General features: G+C 66.0%; 28 protein-coding genes, 1 tRNA gene and 1 riboswitch. Of the genes, 13 read left to right on the forward strand and 16 right to left on the reverse strand.

The genetic code is table 11. From position 1 onward, the window contains the following. Nucleotides 1-9: 9 nt before the first annotated feature. Nucleotides 10-585, reverse strand: a complete 576-nt coding sequence (locus tag AM586_RS23550; protein ID WP_047823035.1) for a TerD family protein — start codon at nt 583-585, stop codon at nt 10-12. Nucleotides 586-608: 23 nt separating this feature from the next. Beyond that, nucleotides 609-1,649 carry a DUF475 domain-containing protein gene (locus AM586_RS23555; protein ID WP_047823033.1) on the reverse strand — a complete coding sequence of 347 codons (1,041 nt, stop codon included), beginning with the start codon at nt 1,647-1,649 and terminating at the stop codon, nt 609-611. 124 nt (nt 1,650-1,773) lie between these two features. Between AM586_RS23555 and AM586_RS23560 the strand changes: the two genes are divergently transcribed. The 3 genes from AM586_RS23560 (at nt 1,774) to AM586_RS23570 (ending at nt 6,835) form a co-directional block, all read left to right on the forward strand. Next, nucleotides 1,774-2,193, forward strand: coding sequence for a divergent PAP2 family protein (locus AM586_RS23560; RefSeq protein WP_047823031.1), 420 nt, complete (start codon nt 1,774-1,776; stop codon nt 2,191-2,193). Between the two features lie 268 nt (nt 2,194-2,461). Further along, the gene (locus AM586_RS23565) at nt 2,462-3,622 is read left to right on the forward strand and encodes an efflux RND transporter periplasmic adaptor subunit (protein WP_047823030.1); all 1,161 of its coding nucleotides are present in this window, start codon (nt 2,462-2,464) and stop codon (nt 3,620-3,622) included. Between the two features lie 12 nt (nt 3,623-3,634). Continuing rightward, a complete protein-coding gene (locus AM586_RS23570) occupies nt 3,635-6,835 on the forward strand; it encodes an efflux RND transporter permease subunit (protein ID WP_047823028.1) in 3,201 nt (1,066 codons plus the stop codon). A 156-nt stretch (nt 6,836-6,991) separates the two neighbouring features. Here the strand turns inward: AM586_RS23570 and AM586_RS28365 are convergent, their stop codons facing one another. From AM586_RS28365 to AM586_RS23585, 3 genes are all read right to left on the reverse strand, one after another. Further along, on the reverse strand, nt 6,992-7,396 hold the full coding sequence (locus AM586_RS28365) for a hypothetical protein (RefSeq protein WP_047823026.1): 405 nt from the start codon (nt 7,394-7,396) through the stop codon (nt 6,992-6,994). Between the two features lie 229 nt (nt 7,397-7,625). Next, nucleotides 7,626-8,606 (reverse strand): NAD(P)H-hydrate dehydratase, encoded by a 981-nt coding sequence (locus tag AM586_RS23580; RefSeq protein WP_082439497.1) that lies wholly within the window; start codon nt 8,604-8,606, stop codon nt 7,626-7,628. A gap of 13 nt (nt 8,607-8,619) precedes the next feature. Further along, complete coding sequence (locus AM586_RS23585; protein WP_047823024.1) at nt 8,620-9,384, reverse strand: histidine phosphatase family protein; 765 nt, start codon at nt 9,382-9,384, stop codon at nt 8,620-8,622. Nucleotides 9,385-9,617: 233 nt separating this feature from the next. On the opposite strand from AM586_RS23585, the gene AM586_RS28370 reads away from it, so the two are divergent. Further along, nucleotides 9,618-9,824, forward strand: coding sequence for a hypothetical protein (locus AM586_RS28370; protein WP_156328109.1), 207 nt, complete (start codon nt 9,618-9,620; stop codon nt 9,822-9,824). Here the strand turns inward: AM586_RS28370 and AM586_RS23590 are convergent. Together AM586_RS23590 and AM586_RS23595 are read right to left on the reverse strand one after the other, a co-directional pair. After that, on the reverse strand, nt 9,793-11,193 hold the full coding sequence (locus AM586_RS23590) for an L-cystine transporter (protein WP_047823022.1): 1,401 nt from the start codon (nt 11,191-11,193) through the stop codon (nt 9,793-9,795). The two genes, AM586_RS28370 and AM586_RS23590, sit on opposite strands and share 32 nt — an antisense overlap. A 185-nt stretch (nt 11,194-11,378) precedes the next feature. Next, nucleotides 11,379-12,392: a 5'-nucleotidase gene (locus AM586_RS23595; RefSeq protein WP_047823020.1), complete on the reverse strand. Its 1,014-nt coding sequence runs from the start codon at nt 12,390-12,392 to the stop codon at nt 11,379-11,381. A gap of 244 nt (nt 12,393-12,636) precedes the next feature. Between AM586_RS23595 and AM586_RS23600 the strand changes: the two genes are divergently transcribed. Then, entirely contained in the window at nt 12,637-13,215 is a 579-nt protein-coding gene (locus AM586_RS23600; protein ID WP_052233347.1) for a hypothetical protein, read from the forward strand. Nucleotides 13,216-13,272: 57 nt separating this feature from the next. On the opposite strand, the gene AM586_RS23605 is transcribed toward AM586_RS23600, so the two are convergent. The 9 genes from AM586_RS23605 to AM586_RS23645 form a co-directional block, all read right to left on the reverse strand. Beyond that, nucleotides 13,273-13,348, reverse strand: a tRNA-Lys gene (locus AM586_RS23605). Nucleotides 13,349-13,405: 57 nt separating this feature from the next. Next, entirely contained in the window at nt 13,406-14,167 is a 762-nt protein-coding gene (gene ybgF, locus AM586_RS23610) for a tol-pal system protein YbgF (protein WP_047823018.1), read from the reverse strand. A 116-nt stretch (nt 14,168-14,283) separates the two neighbouring features. Further along, nucleotides 14,284-14,808, reverse strand: a complete 525-nt coding sequence (gene pal, locus AM586_RS23615; RefSeq protein WP_047823016.1) for a peptidoglycan-associated lipoprotein Pal — start codon at nt 14,806-14,808, stop codon at nt 14,284-14,286. Between the two features lie 25 nt (nt 14,809-14,833). After that, nucleotides 14,834-16,105: a Tol-Pal system beta propeller repeat protein TolB gene (tolB, locus tag AM586_RS23620; protein ID WP_047823014.1), complete on the reverse strand. Its 1,272-nt coding sequence runs from the start codon at nt 16,103-16,105 to the stop codon at nt 14,834-14,836. Between the two features lie 32 nt (nt 16,106-16,137). Continuing rightward, a complete protein-coding gene (gene tolA, locus AM586_RS23625; protein ID WP_047823179.1) occupies nt 16,138-17,157 on the reverse strand; it encodes a cell envelope integrity protein TolA in 1,020 nt (339 codons plus the stop codon). Between the two features lie 17 nt (nt 17,158-17,174). Beyond that, a complete protein-coding gene (locus tag AM586_RS23630; RefSeq protein ID WP_047823013.1) occupies nt 17,175-17,603 on the reverse strand; it encodes a biopolymer transporter ExbD in 429 nt (142 codons plus the stop codon). 26 nt (nt 17,604-17,629) lie between these two features. Continuing rightward, nucleotides 17,630-18,313: a protein TolQ gene (gene tolQ / locus AM586_RS23635; RefSeq protein ID WP_047823011.1), complete on the reverse strand. Its 684-nt coding sequence runs from the start codon at nt 18,311-18,313 to the stop codon at nt 17,630-17,632. A gap of 23 nt (nt 18,314-18,336) precedes the next feature. Further along, nucleotides 18,337-18,741, reverse strand: a complete 405-nt coding sequence (gene ybgC / locus AM586_RS23640) for a tol-pal system-associated acyl-CoA thioesterase (protein WP_047823009.1) — start codon at nt 18,739-18,741, stop codon at nt 18,337-18,339. 281 nt (nt 18,742-19,022) lie between these two features. Beyond that, nucleotides 19,023-19,775 carry an SDR family oxidoreductase gene (locus AM586_RS23645; protein ID WP_047823007.1) on the reverse strand — a complete coding sequence of 251 codons (753 nt, stop codon included), beginning with the start codon at nt 19,773-19,775 and terminating at the stop codon, nt 19,023-19,025. Nucleotides 19,776-19,927: 152 nt separating this feature from the next. Further along, nucleotides 19,928-20,027: riboswitch (ZMP/ZTP riboswitch) on the forward strand. A 96-nt stretch (nt 20,028-20,123) separates the two neighbouring features. On the opposite strand from AM586_RS23645, the gene glyA reads away from it, so the two are divergent. The 8 genes from glyA to ribD all read left to right on the forward strand — a co-directional run bounded on the left by glyA (nt 20,124) and on the right by ribD (nt 26,346). Then, on the forward strand, nt 20,124-21,371 hold the full coding sequence (gene glyA / locus AM586_RS23650; RefSeq protein WP_047823005.1) for a serine hydroxymethyltransferase: 1,248 nt from the start codon (nt 20,124-20,126) through the stop codon (nt 21,369-21,371). Nucleotides 21,372-21,398: 27 nt separating this feature from the next. After that, on the forward strand, nt 21,399-21,869 hold the full coding sequence (gene nrdR / locus AM586_RS23655; RefSeq protein ID WP_047823003.1) for a transcriptional regulator NrdR: 471 nt from the start codon (nt 21,399-21,401) through the stop codon (nt 21,867-21,869). A gap of 90 nt (nt 21,870-21,959) precedes the next feature. Then, the gene (gene pilV, locus AM586_RS23660; RefSeq protein ID WP_047823001.1) at nt 21,960-22,508 is read left to right on the forward strand and encodes a type IV pilus modification protein PilV; all 549 of its coding nucleotides are present in this window, start codon (nt 21,960-21,962) and stop codon (nt 22,506-22,508) included. Further along, a complete protein-coding gene (locus AM586_RS23665) occupies nt 22,505-23,458 on the forward strand; it encodes a PilW family protein (protein ID WP_047823000.1) in 954 nt (317 codons plus the stop codon). The genes pilV and AM586_RS23665 overlap by 4 nt, the downstream gene beginning before the upstream one ends. Then, a complete protein-coding gene (locus AM586_RS23670) occupies nt 23,455-24,162 on the forward strand; it encodes a PilX N-terminal domain-containing pilus assembly protein (protein ID WP_052233346.1) in 708 nt (235 codons plus the stop codon). Before AM586_RS23665 ends, AM586_RS23670 begins: the two co-directional genes overlap by 4 nt. A 30-nt stretch (nt 24,163-24,192) precedes the next feature. Beyond that, on the forward strand, nt 24,193-24,621 hold the full coding sequence (locus tag AM586_RS23675) for a type IV pilin protein (protein ID WP_229411062.1): 429 nt from the start codon (nt 24,193-24,195) through the stop codon (nt 24,619-24,621). Next, a complete protein-coding gene (locus AM586_RS23680) occupies nt 24,618-25,217 on the forward strand; it encodes a GspH/FimT family pseudopilin (RefSeq protein ID WP_047822995.1) in 600 nt (199 codons plus the stop codon). Before AM586_RS23675 ends, AM586_RS23680 begins: the two co-directional genes overlap by 4 nt. A 49-nt stretch (nt 25,218-25,266) precedes the next feature. Next, the gene (ribD, locus tag AM586_RS23685) at nt 25,267-26,346 is read left to right on the forward strand and encodes a bifunctional diaminohydroxyphosphoribosylaminopyrimidine deaminase/5-amino-6-(5-phosphoribosylamino)uracil reductase RibD (RefSeq protein WP_197416387.1); all 1,080 of its coding nucleotides are present in this window, start codon (nt 25,267-25,269) and stop codon (nt 26,344-26,346) included.

Genomic DNA, 26,346 nt, shown 5'->3' on the forward strand with positions numbered 1-26,346 from the left:
ATGAACGCGTCAGACGTTGACACCGAAGGAACGCGCCAGCGGACCCAGGCCGCCGTTGTAGCCCTGGCCGACGGCGCGGAATTTCCACTCACTGCCGTAGCGGTAGAGTTCACCGAAGATCATCGCCGTCTCGGTCGAGCTGTCCTCGGACAGGTCGTAGCGTGCGATCTCGCGTTCGCCATCCGCGTTCAGGCAGCGGATGAAGGCGCGCCCCACCTGGCCGAAGTTCTGGCGGCGCTGGTCGGCCTCGTGGATGGTGACGGCGAAGGCGATCTTCTCGACCTCCGGCGGCACCCGGCCCAGCTCGACCAGCAGGCGCTCGTCGTCGCCTTCGCCCTGGCCGGTGCGGTTGTCGCCGGTGTGCTTGACCGAGCCGTCCGCGGACTGCAGGTTGTTGTAGAAGATGAAGTCGTTATCGCCGCGCACCTTGCCGTCGCCGCGCAGCAGGAAGGCGCTGCCGTCGAGGTCGAAGGTCGCGCCGTCGGATGCGCGCGGATCCCAGCCGAGGCCGATGATGACGCGCTTGAGGGTCGGGTCTTCCTTGGACAGGTTGACGTTGCCGCCTTTTTGCAGACTGATCGCCATTGTTCTTCCTTTCGTAAAAAAAATTAAGCTGCCGGCTTGAGCTCTTCGCGGCGCTTGTAGCGTATCGACGACCACAGCGACACCAGGATGAAGGCGATGCCGGACAGGCCGGTGAACCATTCGGGAATCTCGTACTGGACGCTGGCGAACATGATCAGGGCCAGGATGCCGATCGCATAGTGGGCGCCGTGCTCGAGGTAGACGAATTCTTCCAGCGTGCCCTTGTGCACCAGGAACACGGTCAGGGAACGCACGAACATCGCGCCGATGGCCAGGCCCAGCATGATGATGACGACGTCGTTGGTGATGGCGAAGGCGCCGATCACGCCGTCGAAGCTGAACGAGGCGTCCAGGACTTCGAGGTACAGGAAGCCGCCGATGCTGCCCTGCGAGATCAGCTTGCCGACCGCCGGATCCGATTCCTCTTCCTCGAGCAGGCCGCTGAGCCAGTCCACGCCCACGTAGACGATCACGCCGACGATGCCGGCCACCAGCACCGACAGCTTGCGCTGCTCGGGCATCAGGCTCATGCAGCCGAACACGGCCAGCAGGGTCAGCAGGATGGCCAGGCCTTCGCTCCCGAACTGCCCGACCTTTTCTTCGATCCAGCCCAGCCAATGGAGTTCCTTCTCTTCGTCGAACAGGAAGTTGAGGAAGACCAGCAGCAGGAAGGCGCCGCCGAAGGCCGCCACCTCGGCGTGCTTCGACACCAGATTGCGCGCATACTCGTCCGGCGTGTTGATCGCCATGTGCCAGACGTCGATCAGGCCCAGCCCGGTGGCGATCGAAACGATCAGCAGCGGGAACACCAGGCGCATGCCGAACACGGCCACGACGATGCCGACCGTCAGGAACAGCTTTTGCCAGAACGCGTTCCAGTTGCGCAGGACGGTCGCGTTGACGACCGCGTTGTCGAAGGAGAGCGAGACTTCAAGCACACCCAGCACTGCCGCGATCCACAAGGCCTGGACCAGGCCGCCGGTGCCGCCGTGGCTGAAGCCCCACCAGGCGGCAAGGCCCAGCAGGACGATCGTCACCACGAAGGACAGCTTGAAATATTGCATCGACTTCTCCGTTGTCTGATAAACCACACTGGACAGCATATTACTGGTTTCTGGCTGTGGCGGGCGCATCGCTTCTGCGATAATGCTGGCCGGCATTACTTTGTACTAACACATCGGAACTCACATGGACTTCACTTATCTGCTGACCCCGCTGCTGACCTGGCTGGTGGTCGGACCGATCAAATTCCTGATCAATAGTGCGCGCCAGCGGCGCTGGGCCTTCAACCTGGTCGGCAATGGCGGCTTCCCGAGCAACCACAGCGCCACCGTGACCAGCATGGCGACCCTGATCGCCCTGCGCGAAGGCATCGGCCATCCGGCCTTCGGCGTGGCCGTGACGCTGTGCTTCATCGTGATGATCGACGCCAACAGCCTGCGCCAGCACGTCGGCCGCCAGGCCGCTGCCATCAACCGCCTGGGCGCCGGCGCGGCCGATCACCGTCCGCTGCGCGAGCGCATGGGGCACACGCTGGTCGAGATCGGCGGCGGGATCGTGACGGGTATCCTGATGGGTAACCTGGTGTATCACCTGTTCGTGAAGTAAAACGCAAGAGCGACCCGGGTCCCCGCCAGCGCGGGGCCGACGTTTGCGCCTGCGCGTGGACCCTGTCCGCCACTGTCCGTCCACTGTCCATTTCCGGACGCATTTCATCTCCATCAACTGCAGTTCATCCCCGAAAAACGCAGTTCATCCCTCGAAAACCACGCTCTGCCTATCCTCGATTGACTGGGCTGGCGGCCTCATTGATACTGCGCGCTGGTTTTTACTATTCCTATACTTACAAATAACGAGTCCACCGGGAGATCCACGAATGCTGCGCAAAACCCTACTCGTCCTTGCCATTGCCTCGGCGCTTGCTGCCTGTGGTAAATCCAAGGAACCCGCCAAGCCGGCGACTGCCACCGCGCAGGCCGGCGCCGCAAAGGATGGCAAGGCCGTCCAGCTGCTGGTGTCGTCGGAAGACGTGCTGACGGTGCAGAGCAATGCGCTGGCGTCGGGACCCGTGATCACCGGCTCGATCCAGCCCGAACGCAAGGCCGACCTGCGCGCCGAAGTCTCGGCCGTCGTCCTGCAGGTGCTGAAGGAGAACGGCGAGCCGGTCAAGCGCGGCGACGTGCTGGTCAAGCTCGACGAGACCTCGATCCGCGACAGCCTGATGTCGGCCGAAGCCTCGGCGCGCGCCGCCGACCAGGCCTTCGACCAGTCGACCCGCGCGCTGGAGCGCCTGAAGACCCTGCGCGCTTCCGGCATGGCCTCGGCCCAGGCCCTCGACGACGCCGAGGTGCGCCGCAACAGCGCCCAGAGCGAAGTCTCGGCCGCCAGGGCGCGCCTGGTGGCGGCGCGCCAGCAGGTCGGCCGCACCGTGGTCCGCGCTCCCTTCGACGGCATCGTTTCCGACCGCAAGGTTTCGGCCGGCGACACCGCCGCCATCGGCAAGGAATTGCTGAAAGTGATCGACCCGACCAGCATGCGCTTCGAAGGCCGCGTCTCGGCCGACAAGATCGCTGCCGTGAAGGTCGGCCAGCCGGTCATGTTCCGCATCAACGGCTATGGCGAGCAGCAGTTCGCCGGCATCGTCCGCCGCATCGATCCGGCCGCCAACGACGTCACCCGCCAGGTCGAGGTGCTGGTCGGCTTCCAGGGCGCGGCCCAGCCGCGCGTGGCCGGCCTGTATGCCGAGGGCCGCATCGATGCCGAGGTGAGCGACGCCCTGACCCTGCCGGAAGCGGCGCTGGTCAAGGCCGGCGACAAGACCTTTGCCTGGAAGGTCAAGGGCAACGCCCTGGCCAAGGCCGACCTGGCGGTGGGCGCGCGCGATCCGCGCACCGGCAACTTCGAGATCAAGGGCGGCCTGGCGGTCGGCGACACCGTGCTGCGCCACCCGAGCGCCAACCTGAAGGACGGCCAGAAGGTCGAGCTGGCGGCCGCCAGGGTGGCGAGCGCCGGCAACGGCGAAGCCCAGGGCAAATAAGGATACCCGGCCATGTTCCTTTCCAATTTCAGCGTCAAGAAGCCGGTCGCCACGATCGTGCTGATCATCGCGATGATGGCCATGGGCCTGTATGCCCTGTCCAAGCTGCGCGTGAACAACGAGCCGGACGTGCAGATCCCGATCCTGGTGGTGACGGTTCCGTATCCCGGCGCCTCGCCCGAGACCAGCGAGCGGGAGATCGTCAACCGCCTCGAAAAGCAGATGCAGGCGATCAGCGGCGTGACCGAGGCGCGCGCCTACGCCAACGAGGGCAGCGCGACCATCGTGCTGCAGTTCGACTTCAAGCGTAACCTCATCGAAGCATCGGACGACGTGCGCAACGCGATCGCCGCGGTGCGCTACAAGCTGCCGATCGAGATGCGCGAGCCGGTGCTGCGGCGGGTCGATCCGTCGGCGCAGCCGATCATGAACCTGTCGCTGAACTCGACCACCCAGAGCCACGCCGAGCTGTCGCGCCTGGCCGAGGACGTGCTGGCCGACCGCTTCCGCGGCATCGACGGCGTGGCCGACGTGCAGGTCGGCGGTTCGCTCAAGCGCGAACTGTCGGTGCTGCTGCACGCGGAGAAGCTGCGCGAATACAACGTGTCCGTCAGCGACGTGACCAACGCGCTGTCGCGCCAGAACACCAACGCCCCGGTGGGCAAGGTGCGCGGCCCGCTGGAAGAGAAGGGCATCCGCCTGGTCGGCCGCATCGAACGGCCCGATGACTTCTCGCAGGTGGTGGTCAAGCGCAACGGCGACACCGTGGTGCGCCTGAACCAGGTGGCCGACATCAAGGACGGCTTCGCCGACATCGACAGCATGTCGGTACGCAGCGGCAAGCCCGACGTCGGCATCTCGATCGTGCGCTCACGCGAAGCCTCCACCGTGGCGATCGCCAAGCGGGTCAACGAGATGATCGCCGAGGTCCGCAAGGAACTACCGGCCGGCACCAAGCTGGAAGTGACCTGGGACGGCGGCGAGTCGGCCCAGGACAGCCTGAACAACGTGATCGAATCGCTGGTGTTCGGCGCGGTGCTGACCATCTTCGTGGTGTACGCCTTCCTGAACTCGTGGCGCTCGACCCTGATCACCGCGTTGTCGCTGCCGACCTCGGTGCTGGCGGCCTTCATCGCAGTCTGGCTGTGCGGCTTCACGCTCAACTTCATGACCCTGCTCGGGCTCTCGCTGGCGATCGGTGTACTGATCGACGATGCCATCGTGGTGCGCGAAAACATCGTACGCCATATGGAGAGCGGCGAGGACCGCCGCACCGCGGCCCTGAACGGCACCGCCGAGATCGGCATGGCCGTCGCCTCGACGACCTTCTCGATCATGGCCGTGTTCATCCCGGTCGCCTTCATGGGCGGCATCGCCGGCGAATGGTTCCGTCCGTTCGCGCTGACCGTGACCTGCTCGGTCGCGGTGTCGCTGCTGATCTCGTTCACGCTCGACCCGATGATGTCGGCCTTCTGGGGCGACCCACCGGGCCACCACCATGCGCCGAAAAAAGGCCTGGAAAAATACCTGGCGAAGTTCAACACCTGGTTCGACCACCAGGCCGACCGCTACGGCAACGTCATCGCCTGGGCCCTGCATCACCGCCGCTGGATGGCATTCATCGCGCTGCTGGCGCTGGCCGGCGCCATCGGCCTGCACATGTGGAAGGGCGGCGTGGCCTTCCAGCCGAAGATGGACCAGGGCCAGATCAAGATCGAAGTCCGTACCCCGGCCTCGTCCTCGGTCGACTATGCGCGCCTGAAGATGGAAGAGGCGGCGGCGATCGCGCGCACCTTGCCGGAGACCAAGGATACCAACAGCTCGATCAACGTGAACGGCGGCTCGATCTACGTCGACATCGGCAAGCGCCGCGAACGCAAGCGCAGCGCGGCCGAGGTTGCGATCGCCCTGCGTGAAAAGATCAGCCGCCTGGTGGGCGCCGAATATGTCGTGATGGATGACCTGAGCGGCAACGGCAAGCCGGTGTCGATCGACTTCACCGGCCCCGACTCGCGCAAGCTGATGGAAATGACCTCGCGCTACATGGAAAAGCTGCGCCAGGTGCCGGGCGCGGTCGACGTCACCCTGTCGCAGCAGGATCCGAAGGACGAGCTGCAGATCGAGATGGACCGCGGCCTGGCCAACTCGATGGGCATCGCGGTGGGCGACGCCGCCAGCGCGCTGCGCGTGGCCTTCGCCGGCATCGAGGTGGGCGACTGGGTCGACCCGACCGGCCAGAGCCGCGATGTGGCGGTGCGCCTGCACCCGAGCGACCGGGTCGGCACCGACAACATCGAGCGCCTGCCGATTCCGGTCGCGGGTACGAACATGATGGTGCCGCTCGACCAGATCGCGAAGATCACGATGGGCAAGGGACCGGCAGCTATTTCGCACCGTGACGGCAAGCGCGTGGTCACCGTCACCGCCAACGCCCAGGGCCGCTCGAACGGCGAAGTGATGGCGGACGCGATGAAGCTGGCCAAGTCGATGGACTTCCCGCCGGGCTACGGCCTGGCGGTGGGCGGCCAGAGCAAGGTCATGAACGAGGTGTTCACCAACCTGGGCATCGGCCTGATCTCCGGCATCGGTCTGATGTACCTGATCCTGGTGATGCAGTTCGGCTCCTTCACCGCGCCGCTGGGCGTGATGATGTCGCTGCCGCTGTCGCTGATCGGCGTGGTGCTGGCGCTGATCCTGACCGGGGGCACCCTGAACATGATGAGCTTCATCGGCATCATCATGCTGATGGGCCTGGTAGCCAAGAACGCGATCCTGCTGCTGGATGCGGCGCGTTCGCGGGAAGCCGAGGGCATGGACCGCGAAGAGGCGCTGATGGCCGCCGGCCGCGCGCGCCTGCGTCCGATCCTGATGACGACCTTCGCGCTGATCGCCGGCATGCTGCCGGTGGCGCTGGCCCTGGGAGACTCGGGCGAGTTCTATCAGCCGCTGGCCATCTCCATCATCGGCGGCACGATCACTTCGACGATGCTGACCCTGCTGGTCGTGCCGACCTTCTACGACAGCATCGAGATCGCCCGTGACCGCATGGCCGCCAAGTTCCACCGCCGCGTGGCGCGCTTCTCGGTGCTGCCGGCTTTCGTGATGACCTTCGTGGAAGCGATCCTCACCATCGTGCTGGTGCGCTTCGTGTTCCGCATGATCGTCAAGGCGGGCCGCTTCGCGACCGGCCGCCGGGGCCCCGTGACTGCCTGAGCGGCGCCGCCGCCCAATGAGAAAGGCCTGCTCGCGCAGGCCTTTTTTTTCGCATAAAAACCATGCCAGCCGGGAAGGGCTGGCAGAGCCGGTGCAAAGGGCCCATCCGGACCCCTTGCCGATGCATCATGGCGGCGCGTGGCCGCTGGTGGCCGATCAATGGCCGCTGGTACCGCCGCTGGTGCCGGTGCCGCCGCTGGTGGTGCCGGTACCCGTGGTGCCGGTGCCGGTCGCGCCGGTGCCGGTATCGCCGGTGGTGCCGGTGCCGGTTGCGCCCGTGCCGGTAGTGCCGGTGCCCATGCTGCCGGTGCCCGTGGTGCCGGTGCCGGTGGCGCCAGTGCCGGTATCGCCGGTGGTGCCGGTTGCGCCGGTGCCGGTGGCGGTGCTACCTGCTGCGCCAGTGCTGCCGGTGCCGCTGGTGCCCGAAGTGCTGCTCGGCGCGGTGGCCGACGTGTCGCCGGTGCCGGTCGTGCTGGTGGTGTCGTTTTTCTTGCAAGCCGCCAGGCTTGCCATCAGGGCTGCGGCAAACAAAATTTTCGATGCGTTGTTAAGAGCTTTCATTTTTTTACTCCTCGTTCACGTCTATTTTTTGCCGCCGTCTCCAGGTGAGGCGCTGGAGGGTCGACGACGCCAGGTTAGTTCCTACAGGACCTGTCGGCCCAGTCATGGAACCATCAGGGAACCGACGCAATACGCGGCCCCGTGTGGTGTACGAATTCGACTCCGGCAGTCCTGCATGGTTCTAGCCAGTTCGCCGAATTGCACACTTCTTTCAGATAAGAGCCGAACACTAAGGTTCAGCCCTTAGTCCCCCGGCGAAGTTGCCGGATGGTCGTTGCGCCGCGTCGGCCGGTTCGGCGGCGGCTTGTTCCAGCAGCGAGGGGACTTCGTCCGACAGTTCCCGCGCCAGATATCCGATTTTTCCGAGACGCAGCGCGAGGCGCTCGCCCGCCTGCGCATGCAGCACCACGCCCCAGGCCACGGCCTGGGCCAGGTCGGCGCCGCGCGCCGCCAGTCCGGCGACGATGCCCGCCAGTACGTCGCCCGAGCCCGAGGTTGCCAGCCCGACGTTGCCGCCTTCATGCTGCCAGCGCTCGCCCTGCGGCGTGGCGATCACGGTGCGCGCGCCCTTCAGTGCGACCACCGCATTCCAGCGCTGCGCCGCCTCGAGCGCGATGCGGTCGGCGCCGCCTGCGATGTCTTCCTTGGCGATGCCGGTCAGGTGCGCCATCTCGCCCGCGTGCGGCGTTACCAGTACCGGAACGCCGAAGCGGAAGGGTGGGTTGACGCCGCCCGGCGGATGCAGGATCGCGCCCATCGCATTCGCGTCCAGCATGACGCGGGTATCGGTGCCGAGCAGGCGCGGCAGCAGTGCGTGCACCAGGCGCGCGGTCGCTTCCTCGTCCTGCATGCCGGGGCCGATCAGGATGGCGTTGATGCGGTCGGCCAGCGGATCGAGCGCGGCCACGGCCTCGTCGGTGAAGCCGCCGGCCTCGTTTTCGGCCAGGCCGAGCACGCGCGATTCGGGAATCGCCAGCGCGACCAGCTGGGCCACGCTGTTGCCGGTGGCGACCGTGAGCTTGCCGGCGCCGGCGCGCAGGGCGGCGACGGCGGCCAGGATCACGGCGCCCGGCATCTCGCGCGAACCGCCGAGGACCAGTACGTGGCCGCGTTCTTCCTTGTCGGCTTCGCCCGACGGCATCGGCAGCGGCCAGGTCCGCAGCAGGGGTGCATCGAGATCGCGCGGACGGGCGTGGGTGTGCAGCGTCATGGTGAATTGGGCCTCAGGCCTTGGCCGCCGTCGGCACATCCTTGCCGGTGGTAACGGGTGTGCCGGTGTCTTCGAGTGGTGCGACGAAATTGACCAGCCGCACTGCAAGCTTGCCGCGCTTGCCTAGCGACGGATCGAAGGAATAGGAGGTGACCGAGCAGTTCGGCACATCGCCCAGGCGATCCTGCTCCAGGATGGTGGCCTCGTCCATGCGCTCCAGCAGGTAGCGGAAGCAGTTGACGATGACCTGGTGGCCGACGATCAGCACGCGCTCGCGGCAGTACTCGCGGGTCAGGGTGTCGAGTACGCTGCGCAGGCGCAGGATGACGTCGCACCAGCTCTCGCCGCCGGGCGGACGGAAATAGAACTTGCCAACGTGGCGGCGCTGTTCGTACAGGTCGGGAAACTGTTCGGCGATGCCGCGCACGGTCAGGCGGTCGAGGATGCCGAATTCCTTTTCACGCAGGCGTTCGTCGGCATGCACGGCGACCAGTTCCTCGCGCTCGAGGCGCTGCATCAGGAGCTGTGCGGTCTGGACTGCGCGCACATACGGCGAGTACAGCACCACGTTCGGCTGCTCGTGCGCGGGCAGGGCCGCGAACCAGGCGCCCAGCGCCTGCGACTGCTGCCTGCCGAGATCGGAAAGGGGCACGTCGACATCGCGCTCGGCGATATCGATATGCAAGCCGGCCGCTGCCTCGGCGGCATCGCGCGCCACGTTGCCCGCGCTCTGTCCATGCCTGACTAGCCAGATTTCCTGAGGCCACTTTTGGTCCATCACCTGCCTGTTTGTGATTTTGACATGAGGGCATCATAGACGGATTCTTCGGGACGTTCGCGCACGATACTTTTCGATAACGGAGCGCGCCGGGGCTTGCTGGCAGGGTGTTTTTCGCAGTCAAGAGAAGAGGGCGGACCGGCGTGTCATCCTTAGGTAAGCTGAGCACGCTCATGTCGGGCGCATCGGAGCCGCCTCATACTCCGGCTTTTCCTTCACCGGCTGAGGCCCGCATGCGTCGTTCCCGATATTGGCTGTCCTTGTTTGCGCTTGCGGCGCTGGCCGTGCCGATCGATGCGGCGCCCGGCCAGGCGATCGGGCCGCCAGCGGCGCCCGCAGCGCCGCCGCCGCTGGCCGCGCTGCTGGCGGCCGGGCTGGCCCTGGGACTGGCGCGCGGGAGCGGGAGTGTCAGGCGACCTGTTCGTCGCCGTCCAGGTTGATGGCGGCGTCGCTGTTGAAGACGCGCATGTCGGTCTGGCCGAGCACGCGGCTGGCCACGGTGCCGGCGGTGATGGAGCCGCTGACGTTGAGGGCGGTGCGGCCCATGTCGATCAGCGGTTCGATCGAGATCAGCAGGCCGGCCAGCGCCACCGGCAGGTTCAGCGCCGACAGCACGATCAGGGCGGCGAAGGTGGCGCCGCCGCCGACCCCGGCCACGCCCACCGAACCGATGGTGACGATGCCGATCAGCGGCAGCAGGAAGGCGCTGGTGTACGGGTCGATGCCGACGGTCGGGGCGATCATCACCGCCAGCATGGCCGGGTAGATGCCGGCGCAGCCGTTCTGGCCCATCATCGAACCGAAGGAGGCGGCGAAATTGGCGATGCCCTCGGGCGTGCCGAGGCGCGCGGTCTGGGTCTGCACGTTCATCGGAATGCTGCCGGCCGAGGTGCGCGAAGTGAAGGCGAACACCAGCACCGGGAAGATCTTCTTCACGTAGCGCGCCGGATTCAGGCCGAGGCCGGACACGATCGCCAGGTGCACGACGAACATCACGATCAACGCGCTGTACGAGGCCATCACGAAGCCGATCAGGTTCAGGATGTCCTGCAGGCTGGACTTGGCGAGCACCTGGGTGATCAGGGCGAACACACCGAACGGCGTCAGGCGCAGCACCATGGTCACCATGCGCATCACGATCACGTGGGCGACGTGCACGAAATGGCTGAAGGATTCGAACACGTCCGGCTTCTTGCCGGCGATCCCGGTGGCGGCGACGCCGATGAAGATCGAGAACAGCACCACGGCGATGGTCGAGGTGTTGCGCGCCCCGGTCATGTCGAGGAAGGGATTTTCCGGGATGAAGGAGAGGATGGTATTCGGCAGCGAGAGCTGCTGGGCGGTCGCCAGCTTGCCTTCGAGGTAGGCGCCGCGCGCGACTTCGGCCGCGCTCGAGGTCAGGCCGACCGCGGACAGGCCGTACAGCTTGGCCATCAGGATGCCGATGCTGGCGGCGATGGCCGTGGTAAGCATCAGGGTGCCGATCGTGAGCGCGCTGATCTTGCCCAGCGAAGAGGCGTCGCGCAGCTTCAGGATGGCCTGGATGATCGAGACCATGATCAGCGGGATGATGATCATCTGCAGCAGCTTCACGTAGCCGCTGCCGATCACGTCGAGCCAGGCGTTGGTGTCGGCGATGACCGGGGAGCCAAGGCCGTAGACCGCCTGGAAGCCGGCGCCCAGCAGCACGCCCAGACCCAGGCCGGTGAAGACCCGCTTGGTGAAGGAGACATGGCGCTGCTGGAAGACAAACAGCAGGGCGCAGACGGCAAGGGCGATGGCCAGGTTCAGGATCAGTTGGATGCTCATGGTTTTATCCGTGCGGTGCCTGAGGTCGCATATGCGTTCAGGAAATATAACAGACGCATTTTATAGGCTTTCATGCATACCGTGCACGACGGCGGCGTCTTTTCATGGGCGCTTCCGGCAGGGAGTGGTGCGGCGGGGAGGGCGGGCGCCCGGTGGCGGCGCCCGTTGCGGCTTGCGCGGCGGGATCAGTTGGTTTCGAGCTTTTCGACCAGCAGCGGCGGCTCGTCGGCCAGTTCGATGCCCAGCGGCGGGGTGAACAGCGGGGAGTCCGAGCGGTAGGGCACGCGGCCGGACGGCACATGCTTGGCGACCGGATCGAGGTGCAGGTCCTGGTCGTCGAAGAAGATATGGGCGCGGAAAGCCTTCACCACCTTCGACTTGGGCACGCCGCCGAGGAAGAAGATCTCGTTCACATAGACCCCCCAGTGGCGCAGGGTATTGATGACCCGCATCTCGGCCGGCGCGCTGCGTGCGGTGACGATGGCGATGCGCACCGGTGAGGTATCCGCGCCGAAGGGCAGGCTTTGCTGCAGCCTGGCCAGCTTGCGCAGCAGGATCGCATACGGCCCGTCCTTCATCGGTTCGTTCTGCTTTTCGTCCTCGACCGTGTGGAAGCGGCCCAGGCCCTCGGTCTTGTAGACCAGTTCGCTTGAATCGTCGAACAGCACGGCGTCGCCGTCGAAGGCGATGCGCACCTGGTCTTCGAGCGGCGCCTCGCCCGTGCTCGGCGGCGGCTTCAGCACGGCGGCGGCGCAGGCCTGGGCGTCGATGATGCGCTGGGCGTCTTCGACGTTGGTGGTCAGGAACAGGTCGACCGCGAAGGCGTCCAGGTAATCGACCACCGACTGCCCGCCGGTAAAGGCATGGCGCGAGATGGCCAGGCCGCGCGAGCGGATGTTGTTGAAGACCCGCACCCCGGTCTCGGGGCTGTTGCGCGACATGACCACGACTTCGACCAGCGGCCTGGATTCGGACGGCGCGAAGCGGTTCAGGCCGAGCAGGGCGCGCACCAGCGGCATGCCGGTGCCATCGCGCAAGGGCTCGTTTTCGCGTTCCAGCATGTAGGCGCGGTACTCCTCGAGCGCGCTTTGCGGGTTCTTCGCGTACTTGGCTTTAAAGACGGCGTCCGCTTCGGCCAGGTCGAACAGGGCGGTGGCGGAGATGCCGACGACGAGGGTGTCTGAGAGGTCGAGGGGCATGGCGGCTGAATGGTTGAGTGGAGCACTGATCGGATCTTACCCGACAGGAAGGTCGAACACGGTGTGAGCTTGCTAAGAATATTCCTTTAGGAAATGAACGGATGGGAATTCTTGGGTCTGTTGACGTTGAGCAATTCTGCTTGTGCACGCGCCGCCTACCCATCGTGCATGCGCCTGAGCGAACTCAAGGGCCGCCCGGCCGAGCGGCAGGAAGATGAGGCTGCCAAGTGTGCAAGGAGCCGACATGGACAAGCAGGCTGTCCCCAGCGCGGAGCGGGGCTCGGCCCCGGGAGCGGGCCCAGGAACGGGCCCGGCCGCGTCGCCGGATGAGCAGCGCGCGCGCCTGCGCGCGATCCGCAAGCTGGTCGAAGAGAACAACCAGTCCTGCCTGAGCACCGACATGATCGTCTGCCAGATCTATATGGAATCGCGCTTCGACAAGGCTGCCGAAGCGGAGGGCAGCAGCGCACGCGGCCTGATGCAGCTGCTGAAGATCGCGAACCGCGAGCTGTTCCGCCTCGACGAGCTGGCCAGGCCGCCGGCCGCGCGCCGCCCCGAGGCCGAACTGTACCGTGAAGCGGACGCCTTCCACGCCAGCCCCGCCTTCATCGACGAGGCGACCAATATCCGCAGCGGCACCCGCTACCTGCAGGCGCTGATCGACAAGGCCAGGCGCGAAGGCTGCGCCGATCCGGTCGCGGAAGCGTACAAGGATTATCGCGGTGTCCGGAACGGCATCTATTACCAGAAGATCCGGCGTGCGGCGGCCATGCTGAAGCGCGATCCGGATGGGATCGGGGCTTTGAAGATGCTGGTGAGCTAGCGCCAACAAAAAAGGCGTCACGATCGCTCGTAACGCCTTCATTGCTGCTGCTAATTCTGGTAGGCCGTGCTGGGCTCGAACCAGCGACCAACGGATTAAAAGTCCGCTGCTCTACCAACTGAGCTAACGACCCGAAAGAAGCAAGATTATAAGTTCAATCTGCCGGGCTGTCAAACGCACATGAGCGAGCTTACTTCAGCGCGGCCAGGCGGTCCTTGGCGGTGGCGGCGGCCGAGGTGTCCGGGAACTTCGAGACCAGCTGCTGCAGCACCTTCTTGGCGTTCTTCTTGTCCTTCAGCTCGATGTAGTTGCTGGCGATGTTGAGCATCGCGTCCGGCGCCTTGCTGCTGGTGCCGTAGTTCGAGACCACCGCTTCCTGGGCTGCGATCGCGTTCTTGTAGTCGCGCTGGGCGTAGTAGGCGTTGCCGAGCCAGTACTGGGCGTTGGCGGCGTAGGCCGAGGTCGGGAAGCGGCGCACGAAATCCTGCAGCGCGCCGGCGGCGGCCTTGTAGTCGCCCGACTTGAACAGTTCCATCGCGGTGTCGTAAGACTTTTTCTCGCCCGGCATCACCTCGGCGGTCTGGCCGTCGATGGTTTCCTGGTGCGGCTCGAGCTTGCGGATGCGGGCATCGAGGTCGGCGTACAGGTCCTTCTGGCTCTTCTGCGCAGTCGCGATCTGGTTCGCCAGCACTTCGAGCTGGCCGCGCAGGCGGGCGATTTCCTGCATCGTCTGCTCTTGCTGGTTCAGCATTTCGAGGGTGGCGTTCTTGTCCGATTTGGTGTCGAGGCGCGTGTTGACGTCGCGCGACAGCGCATCGAATTTGGCGCGCAGGTCGAGGATGGCGCGGCGCGCTTCATCGTCGTCGAGCAGGCCGGCGCTCGCGTGCAGGGGCAGCCAGGCGGCGAAGGCGAGGGCGATGGCCGCAAGGCGGGACTGGGACGGTTTGATCATTTTGTCTGACTCTTTCTAAGCAAAACGGGGCGGGAAGCAGTCTGCACTGCATCCCGCCCCGCTGTCAATCAGCCGGGGGCGCCGAGCTGTTCGCGACAGCTCCTACAGCGTCCGGATTATTGATAGACGATGTCGGCGCGGCGGTTTTCAGCCCAAGCCGCTTCGTTGCTGCCGGTTGCCTTCGGCTTTTCTTCGCCCAGCGACACGGCTTCCATCTGGTTGTCCGACACGCCCAGGGCGGCCATCGACTTGCGCACGGCTTCGGCGCGCTTCTGGCCCAGGGCCAGGTTGTACTCGGTGCCGCCGCGCTCGTCGGTGTTACCTTGGATCAGCACTTTACGCTCTTTGTGCTTGGTCAGGTAAGCCGAGTGGTTCTCGACGACCGGCTTGCCGTCGTCGCGCACGACGTAGCTGTCGAAGTCGAAGTAGACGCTGCGGTTTGCCAGAACGCCTTTCGGGTCGTTCAGCGGATCGACGGTGCCGGTCTCGACCGGACGGATGTCACGGCTGGTGTCGGCCGGGGCTGCCTGGGCAACCGGGGTCTTTTCGACGACCGGGGTTTCTTGCAGTTTGGTCGACGAGCAGGCCGACAGCAGGGCGGCGGCCGAAGCGATGAAGGCTACAGTTTTAATGTTGCGCATGGGTTTTCTCCTGGTCAAAAAATATTTACTTCATAAAGGGGCCCCAGCTGGGCTCCTTGATGTTTCCCGCCTGGGTCGACAAACGCTGTTTAACGCGCCCATCAACTGACACGACGGCCAGCGAGGCACGCCCGCCGCCCTTGGTGGCATACATAATGTATTTGCCGTTCGGCGAAAAACTCGGTTCAGTGGCCCCATCGGCCAGGCGCTGTTCCTGGCCGCTGGCCAGGTCCATCGCATACAGGAGAAAACCTCCGTCGCGCTGCGAGATCCACGCCAGCGTCTTGCCGTCCGGGGATACGCGAGGAGAGATGTTATAGCTGCCTTTGAACGTGACGCGGGTGGCCGGGCCACCGTTCACGCTCATCTTGTAGATTTGCGGGCCGCCGCTGCGGTCGCTGACGAAATAAATGCTCTGGCCATCTGCCGAGAACTGCGCCTCGGTATCGATGCCATTGCTGTTCGACACGCGGCGCAGGCCGCTGCCGTCGGCATTCACGATATAGATCTGGGTATTGCCGGTCTTCGACAGCGACACGGCCACCTTGGTCCCGTCCGGCGACCACGAGGGCGCCGAATTGCTGCCTTTTTCATTCGAAATGACGGCGCGCTGGCCGGTCACCAAATTCTGGATGTAGACGATCGGCTTGCGCTTCTCGAACGAGACATAGGCGACCTTGGTGCCGTCCGGCGACCAGGCCGGCGAAATGATCGCTTCGCGGCCATAGGCGGCGACCTGTTCGTTCTCGCCGTCGGCATCGGCCACCACCAGCTCGTAAGCGTGGTTGCCGCCGCTGTTGTTGACCTTCACGTAGGAGATGCGGGTCGAGAAGATGCCGCGCACGCCGGTCAGCTTTTCGTAGATGTCGTCGGCGATGCGGTGGGCTTCCAGGCGGGTGTTGCGCGCGCCGACGGCGTCCGACAGCTGCGAGAGCTGGGTCTGCTTGACGGTGTCGAGCAGCTTGTAGCGGACCTGCAGGCGGCCGTCGGGCATGCGGCTGACCGAGCCGACCACCAGCGCGTCGGCGCCGCTGGCCTTGAAGGCGCCGAGGTCGACGCCGGCGCTGTCGGAGATGGTCTGGCGCGCATCGATCACCTTGAACACGCCGCTACGCTCGAGGTCGGCGCGAATGATGCTCGAAACCTGTTCCGGCGCCACCGATTCGTCCGCGAAGGCGGCCACGGCGACGGGGATCTGGGTGCCGCTCACGCCGGCGATTTCGACACGCACCTGGGCGTGCGCGGCCACACCCATCAGCAGGGTGGCCGAAAACAGCAGGGAATGTAGTTTCTTCATAAATGTCTCAGCTAAGGTTGTGGTCGAGCCGATCAGTTCAGGTCTTTCAGCTTGAAACTGACAGGAAGAGATCGCTCTACCGTACCATCTTTCTTCTTCGGAAGCGGTGACGATTTGTTAATACCCCGTTCCACGGCATCGTCGAAAGCCGGAATGCCGCTGCTCTTGGTCTTGCGTACCGAAAGGATCTCGCCGGTCGGCAGCTGCTCGACCTGGAAGACGACTTCCGGATTGCCGGGCACGTCGGTGCTGCCCGGGTAGGTCGTATTGCCCTTGATCTTCGCCGCGATGCTGGCGGCGTAACCCTTGTCGATGCGCGGCGCGGTCGATTTCTCGGCGCTGCCGCTGCTGGACGGGTTGCCGGCGCCGGACATCAGGCGCTTCATTTCCTGGTCGCGCGACTGCTTGGCCAGCTTGTCGGCCTTTTCTTTTTCAGCCTTTTCCTTGGCGAGCTTCTCAGCCTTTTCCTTGGCGGCCTTTTCCTTTTCCGCCTTCTTCTTCTCGAGCTCTTCTTTCTTCGCCAGCTCTTTCTTTTCGGCTTCTTCGCGCGCTTTTTCCTCGCGCGCCTGCTCTTCACGCGCCTTCTTGTCGGCCAGCGCCTTGTCTTTCTTTTCCTGTGCGCGTTGCTGGGCGAGCTCCTGCTCGTGCTCGATCCGCTGTTCTTCCTTGCGCTTCAGTTCTTCCTTGCGCTTCCTCTCGCGTTCCAGTGCGATGTCGGGCTGCTTCGGCGGCGCCGGCTGTTCAACCGGCGGCGGCGGCTCGGCCACGCGCGGCGTCGGCGGCGGCGTTTCCGGCTGCGGTTGCGGCTCCGGTTCGGGCGCGGGCGGCGGCGTCGGCGCGGGCGGGGCGGCGGTCTGCACGGTCGTGTCCCAGACTTCGGCCTCGACCGCCACCGGCTGGTTGTTGGTCCAGTTAATGCCGATCACCAGGAAGGCCAGCAGCAGGGCGTGCACGCCCACCGCCAGGCCGATCGCGGGCCAGCGGTTCGGTTCGGGCGGCACCCGGTAGCGCGTGCCATCCATGCCATTGCTGTTGTTCTTCGTGGCCGACATCAACTCTTCTTCGTTCTTTACTTGGTGGCCAGGCCGACCCGGTTGATGCCCATCTTCTTGGCTTCCGAGATCATCTGGATCACATCGTCATACTTGCTTTCGCGGTCGCCCGAGATCATCACCGGGTAGTCCGGATGCTCGGCGTGGATCGCGCGCAGGCGCTCGATCAGGGCCGAGCGGCTGGACACATCCTCGAGGGCGCGCGCCTGCTTGCCGGTGACGCCGATCTGCAGCTGGGCGTTCTGCTTCACCGCGATCTGGATGTAGTCGTCCGGCGGCTGGGTCGAACGCTCGGCGCTGGGCAGCTTGATCTCGCTGGGGTTCTGCGTCGGCGGCACCGCCATGAAGATGATGAGCAGCACCAGCATCACGTCGATGTACGGCACGACGTTGATCTCGGATTTCAGCTTGCGGCGGCTGCTCCGCATATTGCTGTTGAATGCCATGAGCTTTCCTCAATATCCCGAAGCAATCAGCGCGACTGGCGCTGCAGGATGTTCGAGAACTCCTCGACGAAGCTTTCGAAGCGGATCGCGAGACGGTCGATATCGTGGGTGAAGCGGTTGTACGCGACCACGGCCGGGATCGCAGCGAACAGGCCGATCGCGGTGGCGATCAGCGCTTCGGCGATGCCGGGAGCGACGGTGGCCAGCGTTGCCTGCTGCACGTTGGCGAGGCCGCGGAAGGCGTTCATGATGCCCCACACGGTGCCGAGCAGGCCGATATAGGGCGAGACCGAACCGACCGAGGCCAGGAAGTTCAGGTGCGTGTCGAGCGAATCGAGTTCGCGGTGGAAGGCGGCGCGCATCGCGCGGCGGGCGCCGTCCAGCACGGCGCCGACGTCGAGCGCGTCGCGCGAAGCCTGCTTGCCCTTGATGAACTCGCCCATGCCGGCTTCGAAGATGCGGGCCAGCGGACCGCTCTGGTCGCGCTGGGCGCTGGCGCTCTGGTGCAGGGTGTGCAGGTTGCCGCCGGCCCAGAAGCTGCGTTCGAACTGCTCGGTCTGGCGGCGCGCCGCGCGGATCGCGAACAGTTTGCGGAAGATGTAGGTCCAGCTCATCAGCGAGACCGCGAACAGCAGCGCCATGATCAGCTTGACGAGGACGTGCGCGTTGGCGATCAGTTCAATGAAGGAGAGGTCTTGGACTGCGTTCATCAGTAGATTTGGTCAAATGTTTTCTAGGCGGCACGCATTTTAACAGCGGCGGCGTCGGGAAGGGGGCGTGGGCGCATTGTTTTCGCATCAACGCAGCCAACTTTCACGTTGGCGGTCGACAGCAGGGTGTCGCCGTGGAAGGCCTGCTGCGCAAACTGGACCGAAGCGCGGCCCAGCTTTTCAACGCTGAGGCGCAGCGTCAATTCATCGTCCAGGCGCGCGGACGACAGGTACTCGACGGTGGCACTGCGCACCACGAAGGCGGCGCTTTCCTGGTCGAGCAGGGCTTGCTGCTGAATGCCGAGCGAACGCAGCCATTCGGTGCGGGCGCGTTCGAAGAACTTCAGGTAATTGGCGTAGTACACGATGCCGCCGGCGTCGGTGTCTTCGTAATAGACCCGTACCGTCCAGGTGAAAACTGAAGGCATTTCAGCTGCCATAAATGAAAATGGGAAACATTCTACGCGATTTTCATCCTCCATATGTACGGTGCCGAACATATGCAGTCGAAACGCATTCCGGCCTAATGGCAGGGCCGTTAACAAATGGGCATTAGTAGACTTGAGGCATGCATACTTAGCCAATAACTGTAACACTTTCTCACAACCCGCGTCGCTACGGATACATTCGTGATGCAACGCAAACCGGGGTCAGACTCCTGATTTGGGCAATTTCCCAAATCGGGAGTCTGACCCCGGTTTGAGAATTGTCAATTCTGGCCCCGCTTGATCGTGAAGGGCGCGAAGCCCTGGCAGGTCGGCATCATCTCGATCAGGTTGACGTTGACGTGCGGCGGCAGGGTGGCGATCCAGTAGGCGGTCGCGGCGATGTCTTCGGCCGTCAGCGGCTGCGTACCTTCGTAGACCTTGGCGGCGGCCGCGTCGTCGCCCTTGAAGCGCACGTTCGAGAACTCGGTGCCGCCGCACAGGCCGGGCGCCAGGTTGGTGGCGCGCACGCCGGTGCCGACCAGGTCGGCGCGCAGGTTCAGCGTGAACTGCTCGACGAAAGCCTTGGTGGCGCCGTACACATTGCCGCCCGGGTAGGGGTAGTGGCCGGCGACCGAGCCGAGGTTGATGACCAGGCCGCTGCCGCGCTGGACCATCGAGGGCAGCAGGGCGTGGGTCATGGTGACCAGGCCCTTGACGTTGGTGTCGATCATCGTGTCCCAGTCTTCCAGCGGGACTTCGTGGGCCGGCTTGGTATTCAGGGCCAGGCCGGCGTTGTTGATCAGGACGTCGATCTGGCGCCAGGATTGCGGCAGCATCGACAGCGCTTCCTCGATCGAGGCCTTGTCGGTCACGTCCATCGCGACCGGCAGCGCGGATTCGCCCAGCTCGCGCGCCAGGGATTCCAGGCGCTCCTTGCGGCGCGCGGCCAGCACCACCTGGTGGCCGTTCTTGACGAAAGTGCGCGCCATCGCGGCGCCGAAGCCGGCCGATGCGCCGGTAATGAATACGATCATGTTGGATCCCGGGTTGGTGGATGATTGAACTGCGAGATTGTAGCCGAAATGATCATGCCGGGATGGCTTGCCCCCCGGCGGCCGCCTTGCAAGACGGTCATCGGCTTTCTTGCAAGCGAGGCGTGACTTCACTTACAATCGGGAGTTCCATTTACGTCTCACGTAACTGGCGAAAACCGCCTGCCGGCGGTGAAGGTGGAGATCCACCGTGGAGCGTGAGATGTCGTTTTGCCGTTCGCCTGGGCAGCCTCCGACTGGTACGGTTCGTATCGCGGCTGCCTATGTCCCGGCTCCCGCCTTATTCAGCGCTGCCTGTTGCCTGGTACTCTTATCGATTGGAGTTTTTTCATGTTTGCAAAAGATCACACGCTCGCCAACGTCGACCCGGAACTGTGGGATGCGATCCAGAAGGAAAACACCCGCCAGCAAGACCACATCGAGCTGATCGCGTCGGAGAACTATACGTCGCCGGCCGTGATGCAGGCGCAGGGCTCCCAGCTGACCAACAAGTATGCCGAAGGCTACCCGGGCAAGCGCTATTACGGCGGCTGCGAATACGTCGATATCGCCGAGCAGCTGGCGATCGACCGCGTCAAGCAGCTGTTCGGCGCCGAAGCCGCCAACGTGCAGCCGAACTCGGGCTCGCAGGCCAACCAGGGCGTGTTCTTCGCCATGCTGAAGCCGGGCGACACCATCATGGGCATGTCGCTGGCCGAAGGCGGCCACTTGACCCACGGCATGGCCCTGAACATGTCGGGTAAATGGTTCAACGTCATCTCCTATGGCCTGACCGAGCAGGAAGACATCGACTACGAGCAGATGGAACGCCTGGCGCGCGAGCACAAGCCGAAGCTGATCATCGCCGGCGCCTCCGCCTTCGCGCTGCGCATCGACTTCGAGCGCTTCGCCCGCATCGCCAAGGAAATCGGCGCCTACTTCATGGTCGACATGGCCCACTACGCCGGCCTGATCGCCGCGGGCGAGTACCCGAATCCGGTGCCGTACGCCGACTTCGTCACCTCGACCACCCACAAGTCGCTGCGCGGCCCGCGCGGCGGCATCATCCTGATGAAGGCCGAGCACGAGAAGGCCATCAACTCGGCGATCTTCCCGGGCATCCAGGGCGGTCCGCTGATGCACGTGATCGCCGGCAAGGCGGTCGCCTTCAAGGAAGCGCTGTCGCCGGAATTCAAGGACTACCAGCAGCAGGTGGTGAAGAACGCCAAGGCCCTGGCCGAGACCCTGATCGCGCGCGGCCTGCGCATCGTATCCGGCCGTACCGAGTCGCACGTGATGCTGGTCGACCTGCGTTCGAAAGGACTGACCGGCAAGGAAGCGGAAGCCATCCTGGGCCAGGCACACATGACCTGCAACAAGAACGGCATCCCGAACGACCCGCAGAAGCCCTTCGTGACTTCCGGCATCCGCCTCGGCAGCCCGGCCTTCACCACCCGCGGCTTCAAGGAAGAGGACGCGACCAAGGTCGGCCACCTGATCGCCGACGTGCTGGACAACCCGCATGACGCCGCGACCATCGAGCGCGTCAAGGCGGAAGTCAAGAAGCTGACCGACAAGTACCCGGTCTACGCAGCATAAAGCGACACGCGCAGCAGCCCGGCAGCCATGAAATGTCCCTTCTGTCAGCATGAAGACACCCAGGTCCTCGATACCCGCGTATCCGAGGAGGGGGACGCTATCCGCCGCCGGCGCCGCTGCGCCCAGTGCGACAAGCGCTTCACGACCTACGAACGGGTCGAACTGTCGATGCCGATCATCGTCAAGAAGAACGGCAGCCGCACCGAATTCGAGTCGAGCAAGCTGCGCGGCAGCCTGATGCTGGCCCTGCGCAAGCGTCCCGTGGCCGCCGGCGCCATCGACGCCGCCATTTCCTCGATCGAGGAAAAGCTGCTCACCAGCGGCCGCCGCGAGGTCGACAGCGTCTACGTCGGCGAACTCGTGATGCAGGAACTCAAGCGTCTCGACAAGATCGCCTACATCCGCTTCGCCTCGGTCTACAAGAACTTCGAAGACCTGGCCGAGTTCCAGGAAGCGATCGCCGAAGTCGGGCCGGGCGCGAAAACCCCCTCCAATTAAAGTTCCGTTTGCAAGCTTGAGCGGCCGCCACGGCCGGCCTGAGCTCGCCTGATAACTTCTGGTCTCCTGAACCGAGACTGGAGGTGCCGTATGCGCGGCCGCCGTGCCCATCCCGCCGTTGCCGGCTTCACCTTGCCGGAGGTGCTGGTGGCCCTGTTCATTGTCGCGCTCGGCGTTGCCGGGGCCGCGGCCGTGCAGGCGGTGGCCGTGCGTGTCGCGAGCGAGACGGCGCACCTGTCCGACGGCATGCGGCTGGCCGCTTCGCTGGCCCAGCGCATGCGCGCGAATCCGGCCGCGATGGCGCTGCCCGATGCCGCCAATCCCTATCTCCAGTTCGATGCCGGGGCCGGCGCACCCGTCGCCGCGGCCGATCCCTGCTACGGCGACGCCGACTGCGCGCCGGCCCAGCTGGCGGGCTTCGACCTGGCCGAAACCGCGGCCCTGCTGGCCAGCCGCTTTCCGCGCGGACGCATGCGGGTCTGCCGCGACGCCCAGCAGACGGACGCGGCGGGCGTGCTGGCCTGGACCTGCAGCGACGACCCTGGCGCCCCGGTCACGATCAAGCTGGGCTGGCGCACCAGGCCGGACGATCCGGATGCGCCGGCCGTGTTCCTGACGCTCGGGGCGGGGGCGCCATGAGCCGTCCGCCGCATCTGCATCCAAGGCTGCACCCACGGCTGCGCCAGGCCGGCCTGACCCTGCCCGAGATGATGGTGGCGATCGCCATCGGCCTGGCGGTCGTGCTGGCCGCGGTCCGGCTGCTGGGGCTGGCCAATGCCGCCTACGCCGCCCAGGCCGAGAGCGCCGCCCTCGAGGAAGCCGGCCGCGAGGCCCTGGACATCGTCGGCCGCGCGGTGCGCCAGGCCGCCCACGCCGACCCCATGCAGCTCGACCTGTCGGCGCCGCCTGGCGTGCTGCCGGCCCGGCTGGCGGGGCTCGACGCGCATTCGCTCGGCGGCGCGACGGCCGGCATCGCCGTGCCGCTGGCGGCCGTCGCCAACGGCAGCGACGTGCTGGCGGTGCGCTTTCCCGGCGCCGGCGCCGGATCGGGCGACGGCAGCGTGACCGACTGCGCCGGCTTTTCCGTCGCGGCCGGCGAGGAGGGCTGGAGCATTTTTTATGTGGCGAAGAATGCTGCCGGCGAGGCCGAACTGCGCTGCAAGTACCGCGGCGCCGCCAACTGGAGCGCGGACGCGGTGGTGGCTGGCGTCGACAGCTTCCAGGTGCTGTACGGCATCGATACCGACACCCCGCGCGACGGCGCCGCCAACCGCTACGTGAACGCCGACGCGATCCGGGCGCTGGATGCGGCCCTCGGCGCCGGCCTGGCGCCCGCGGAGTTCAATCGCCGTACGTGGTGGAAGCGCGTGGTCAGCGTGCGCGTCGGCCTGCTGCTGCACGGCGCGCGGCCGACCCGGCGCGACAGCGCAAGCCAGGAATTCCAGCTGTTCGGCGCGCTGCACGCGGCCGGCGCCGCCGCCGCCGACCAGGGCACGGTGCTGCGCGAAGACGCCTTGCCGGACAGCCTGCGGCGGCGCGAGCGGCGGCTGTTCTCGGCCACGGTGGCGCTGCCGGCGGAGGCCCCGTGAGGGCGCGCCAGCGCGGCGCGGCCCTGGTCTGCGCGCTGGTGATCATGCTGGTGACGATGCTGCTCGGCGTCTCGATCTGCAATGCGGTGTTCGCCTCGATCGCCTCGGCAGGCGCGGAGCGCGAGCGCAGCCTTGCCCTCGAGGCGGCCGAGGCGGGCCTGCGTGATGCCGAGCGCGATATCGCCGCCAGCGCGGTGGGGGTCGATCCTGCCCGCGCTGCCCGGTTCACGGCTGCAGGGGCCGGGGGCTTTGTCGACGCTTGCGGGCGCGGCGGCACCGCGCGCGGCCTGTGCAGCGCGACCTCGCCGCCGGCCTGGCAGGCGCTCGACCTGGCGGAGGTCGGCCATCCGGCCCTGGTGCCTTACGGATACTTTACCGGCGCCGCTTTCGGCGTCGGCAAGGGCCTGCTGCCGGCGCATCCGCCCGCCTACCTGATCGAAAAGATCGCACCGCCGGGCGCAGGGGAGTCGCTCGGCAGCTTCTACCGGGTCACCGCGATCGGCTTCGGCAGCATCGAAACGAGTCGGGTCGTGCTGCAGTCCGTGTACCGCAAGCCGAAGCCGGCGCCGCCCGATCCGCCGGCGCCCGATCCGCCGGCGCCGGGAGCGCAAGCCGCCCCCTCGCCGGCCCAGCTGCCGGCCGGACGGATCGGCTGGCGCGAGATCGCCAACTGGTCGCGGCTGCATGCCGAGGCCGTGAAGTGAAGGACATCCTGAAACGACGAGGAGATGCGAATGCAACGCGGCTTTACCCTGATCGAAATGCTGGTGGTGATGGTCATCCTGGCGATCCTGGCGGCGACGGCCTACCCGAGCTATGCCGGACATGTGGTGCGCACCAGGCGCACCGAGGCGCAGATCGCCCTGATCGAAGCGATTCACCAGCAGGAGCGCTACCGCCTGCAGCACAACAGCTATGCCGAGTTCTCGTCCGAGGATGCCCAGGGCTTTCGCTGGTGGTCGGCGGCCACCGCGGGCGCCAGCGCCTACGAGCTCGACGCCCATGCCTGCACCGGGCAGGACATCGCCGACTGCGTCGTGGTGCGCGCCCGTCCCGGCACGGTCAAGGTGGACAGCCGCTTCCGCGATCCGGACTGCGGCGCCCTGAGCCTCGACAGCTATGGGGTGCACGCGGCCGAGGGATCCGGCCGCTGCTGGCCATGAGCGTCCCGCCTTGCCGGATTCCGCCCCTGCGGCCGCGGCGCGCCGGTTTTTCGCTGGTCGAGCTGCTGATCGTGCTGGCGGTGCTTGGCGTGCTGCTGGCGGCGGGCGGCCACGGATTGGCCGGGCTGGTCCGCACCCAGCAGCTGAAGACCGCCACCGGCGACCTGTTCGCCGCCGTCGGCCTGGCGCGCGCGCAGGCGCTGGCGCGCGGCGACGTCGTCACGCTGCTGCCGAAGGGCGAGGGCGGGGCCGACTGGCGCCGCGGCTGGACCGTGTTCCTCGACCGCGACGGCGACCGCCGGCCGGGCCCGGGCGACACCATCCTGGCCGAGCACGGCCCGCTGGCGCAGGGCATGACGGTCGGCTTTTCCTTCACCGGCCAGGCGCCGCCTTACTATATCGCCTACAATGGCGCCGGGCGCAGCTGCCGCGACAGCAATCCCGCGGCGGCGCGCTACGGCACGCTGTCGCTGTTCCACGGCGGCGGCATCCGCCGTATTAAAATCAATATGCTTGGCCGCGCACGCAGCTGCGACCCGGCGCGCGACGCGAGCTGCGACGGTCCTGCTGTGCCGCCAGCGAATGCGCCGCCATGAACGAACGAAGCGATAATCGATTGTGCTGATACTGAGCGATACCGAAGGCATGGCGCTGGCCCTGGAGTGGGCAGCCAAGGGCATGTACATCACGGCGCCGAACCCGCGCATCGGCTGCGTGATCGTGCGCGACGGCGAAGTGATCGGCGCCGGCCACACCCAGCCGGCCGGGCAGGCGCATGCCGAAATCCAGGCCCTGCGCGATGCCCAGGCGCGCGGCAACGATGTCCACGGCGCCACCGCCTACGTCACGCTGGAACCCTGCAGCCACCATGGCCGCACGCCGCCGTGCTCGAACGCCCTGATCCAGGCTGGCCTGGGCCGCGTGGTGGCGTCGATGACGGACCCGAACCCGCTGGTGGCCGGGCGTGGCCTGGCGCAGCTGGAAGCGGCCGGCATCGCGGTCAGCGCCGGCTTGATGGCCGACCAGGCCTACGAACTGAATATCGGCTTCTTCAATCGCATGCGCTTCGGCAAGCCTTGGGTGCGCCTCAAGACGGCCGCCAGCCTGGACGGCGTCACCGCGCTGGAATCCGGCGAGAGCCAGTGGATTACCGGTCCGGAGGCGCGCGCCGACGGCCATGCGTGGCGCGCCCGCGCGAGCGCGATCCTGACCGGCATCGGCACCGTCAAGGCCGACGATCCGCAGCTGAGCGTTCGCGGCATCGACACCCCGCTGCAGCCGCGCCGCGTGATCGTCGACAGCCGGCTCGAGATCGACCCCGGCGCCCGCATCCTGCAGGGCGAGCCGTGCTGGATCGTCGCGGCCCGGGCCGACGAAGGCAAGGCGGCGCAGCTGCGCGCAGCCGGCCACGAAGTCATCCTGCTGCCGAACGACGCCGGCAAGGTCGACCTGCCGGCCCTGATGCTGGAACTGGGCAAACGCGAGATCAACGAGCTGCACGTCGAGGCGGGCAGCAAGCTGAATGCCTCGCTGGTGCGCGAAGCCTGCGTCGACGAGCTGCTGGTCTACCTGGCGCCCAGCCTGATCGGGCCGGGGCAGGGCATGTTCGCGCTGCCGCCGCTGGACAGGCTGCAGGACAAGTTTGCATTGCGCTTCCATGGCGTGCAGCAGGTCGGCCCCGACTTGCGCATCCTGGCGCGCTTCCATCATCAAGAAAAGGAATAG

The sequence above is a fragment of the Massilia sp. WG5 genome, from assembly GCF_001412595.2.
Lineage (GTDB): Bacteria > Pseudomonadota > Gammaproteobacteria > Burkholderiales > Burkholderiaceae_D > Telluria.

Bases quoted from the DNA above. Each gene is read 5' to 3' on its own strand.
- nrdR (WP_047823003.1), top strand. From the start codon at position 21,399: ATGAAATGTCCCTTCTGTCAGCATGAAGACACCCAGGTCCTCGATACC.
- AM586_RS23675 (WP_229411062.1), top strand. From the start codon at position 24,193: ATGCAACGCGGCTTTACCCTGATCGAAATGCTGGTGGTGATGGTCATC.
- AM586_RS28365 (WP_047823026.1), bottom strand. From the start codon at position 7,396: ATGAAAGCTCTTAACAACGCATCGAAAATTTTGTTTGCCGCAGCCCTG.
- AM586_RS23565 (WP_047823030.1), top strand. From the start codon at position 2,462: ATGCTGCGCAAAACCCTACTCGTCCTTGCCATTGCCTCGGCGCTTGCT.
- ybgC (WP_047823009.1), bottom strand. From the start codon at position 18,741: ATGCCTTCAGTTTTCACCTGGACGGTACGGGTCTATTACGAAGACACC.
- AM586_RS23580 (WP_082439497.1), bottom strand. From the start codon at position 8,606: ATGACGCTGCACACCCACGCCCGTCCGCGCGATCTCGATGCACCCCTG.
- AM586_RS23680 (WP_047822995.1), top strand. From the start codon at position 24,618: ATGAGCGTCCCGCCTTGCCGGATTCCGCCCCTGCGGCCGCGGCGCGCC.
- AM586_RS23570 (WP_047823028.1), top strand. From the start codon at position 3,635: ATGTTCCTTTCCAATTTCAGCGTCAAGAAGCCGGTCGCCACGATCGTG.
- ribD (WP_197416387.1), top strand. From the start codon at position 25,267: ATGGCGCTGGCCCTGGAGTGGGCAGCCAAGGGCATGTACATCACGGCG.
- AM586_RS23665 (WP_047823000.1), top strand. From the start codon at position 22,505: ATGAGCCGTCCGCCGCATCTGCATCCAAGGCTGCACCCACGGCTGCGC.
- tolA (WP_047823179.1), bottom strand. From the start codon at position 17,157: ATGTCGGCCACGAAGAACAACAGCAATGGCATGGATGGCACGCGCTAC.
- AM586_RS23560 (WP_047823031.1), top strand. From the start codon at position 1,774: ATGGACTTCACTTATCTGCTGACCCCGCTGCTGACCTGGCTGGTGGTC.
- pilV (WP_047823001.1), top strand. From the start codon at position 21,960: ATGCGCGGCCGCCGTGCCCATCCCGCCGTTGCCGGCTTCACCTTGCCG.
- pal (WP_047823016.1), bottom strand. From the start codon at position 14,808: ATGCGCAACATTAAAACTGTAGCCTTCATCGCTTCGGCCGCCGCCCTG.
- glyA (WP_047823005.1), top strand. From the start codon at position 20,124: ATGTTTGCAAAAGATCACACGCTCGCCAACGTCGACCCGGAACTGTGG.
- AM586_RS23555 (WP_047823033.1), bottom strand. From the start codon at position 1,649: ATGCAATATTTCAAGCTGTCCTTCGTGGTGACGATCGTCCTGCTGGGC.
- AM586_RS28370 (WP_156328109.1), top strand. From the start codon at position 9,618: ATGCGTCGTTCCCGATATTGGCTGTCCTTGTTTGCGCTTGCGGCGCTG.
- AM586_RS23595 (WP_047823020.1), bottom strand. From the start codon at position 12,392: ATGCCCCTCGACCTCTCAGACACCCTCGTCGTCGGCATCTCCGCCACC.
- AM586_RS23590 (WP_047823022.1), bottom strand. From the start codon at position 11,193: ATGAGCATCCAACTGATCCTGAACCTGGCCATCGCCCTTGCCGTCTGC.
- tolB (WP_047823014.1), bottom strand. From the start codon at position 16,105: ATGAAGAAACTACATTCCCTGCTGTTTTCGGCCACCCTGCTGATGGGT.
- AM586_RS23645 (WP_047823007.1), bottom strand. From the start codon at position 19,775: ATGATCGTATTCATTACCGGCGCATCGGCCGGCTTCGGCGCCGCGATG.
- ybgF (WP_047823018.1), bottom strand. From the start codon at position 14,167: ATGATCAAACCGTCCCAGTCCCGCCTTGCGGCCATCGCCCTCGCCTTC.
- AM586_RS23550 (WP_047823035.1), bottom strand. From the start codon at position 585: ATGGCGATCAGTCTGCAAAAAGGCGGCAACGTCAACCTGTCCAAGGAA.
- AM586_RS23630 (WP_047823013.1), bottom strand. From the start codon at position 17,603: ATGGCATTCAACAGCAATATGCGGAGCAGCCGCCGCAAGCTGAAATCC.
- AM586_RS23585 (WP_047823024.1), bottom strand. From the start codon at position 9,384: ATGGACCAAAAGTGGCCTCAGGAAATCTGGCTAGTCAGGCATGGACAG.
- tolQ (WP_047823011.1), bottom strand. From the start codon at position 18,313: ATGAACGCAGTCCAAGACCTCTCCTTCATTGAACTGATCGCCAACGCG.
- AM586_RS23600 (WP_052233347.1), top strand. From the start codon at position 12,637: ATGGACAAGCAGGCTGTCCCCAGCGCGGAGCGGGGCTCGGCCCCGGGA.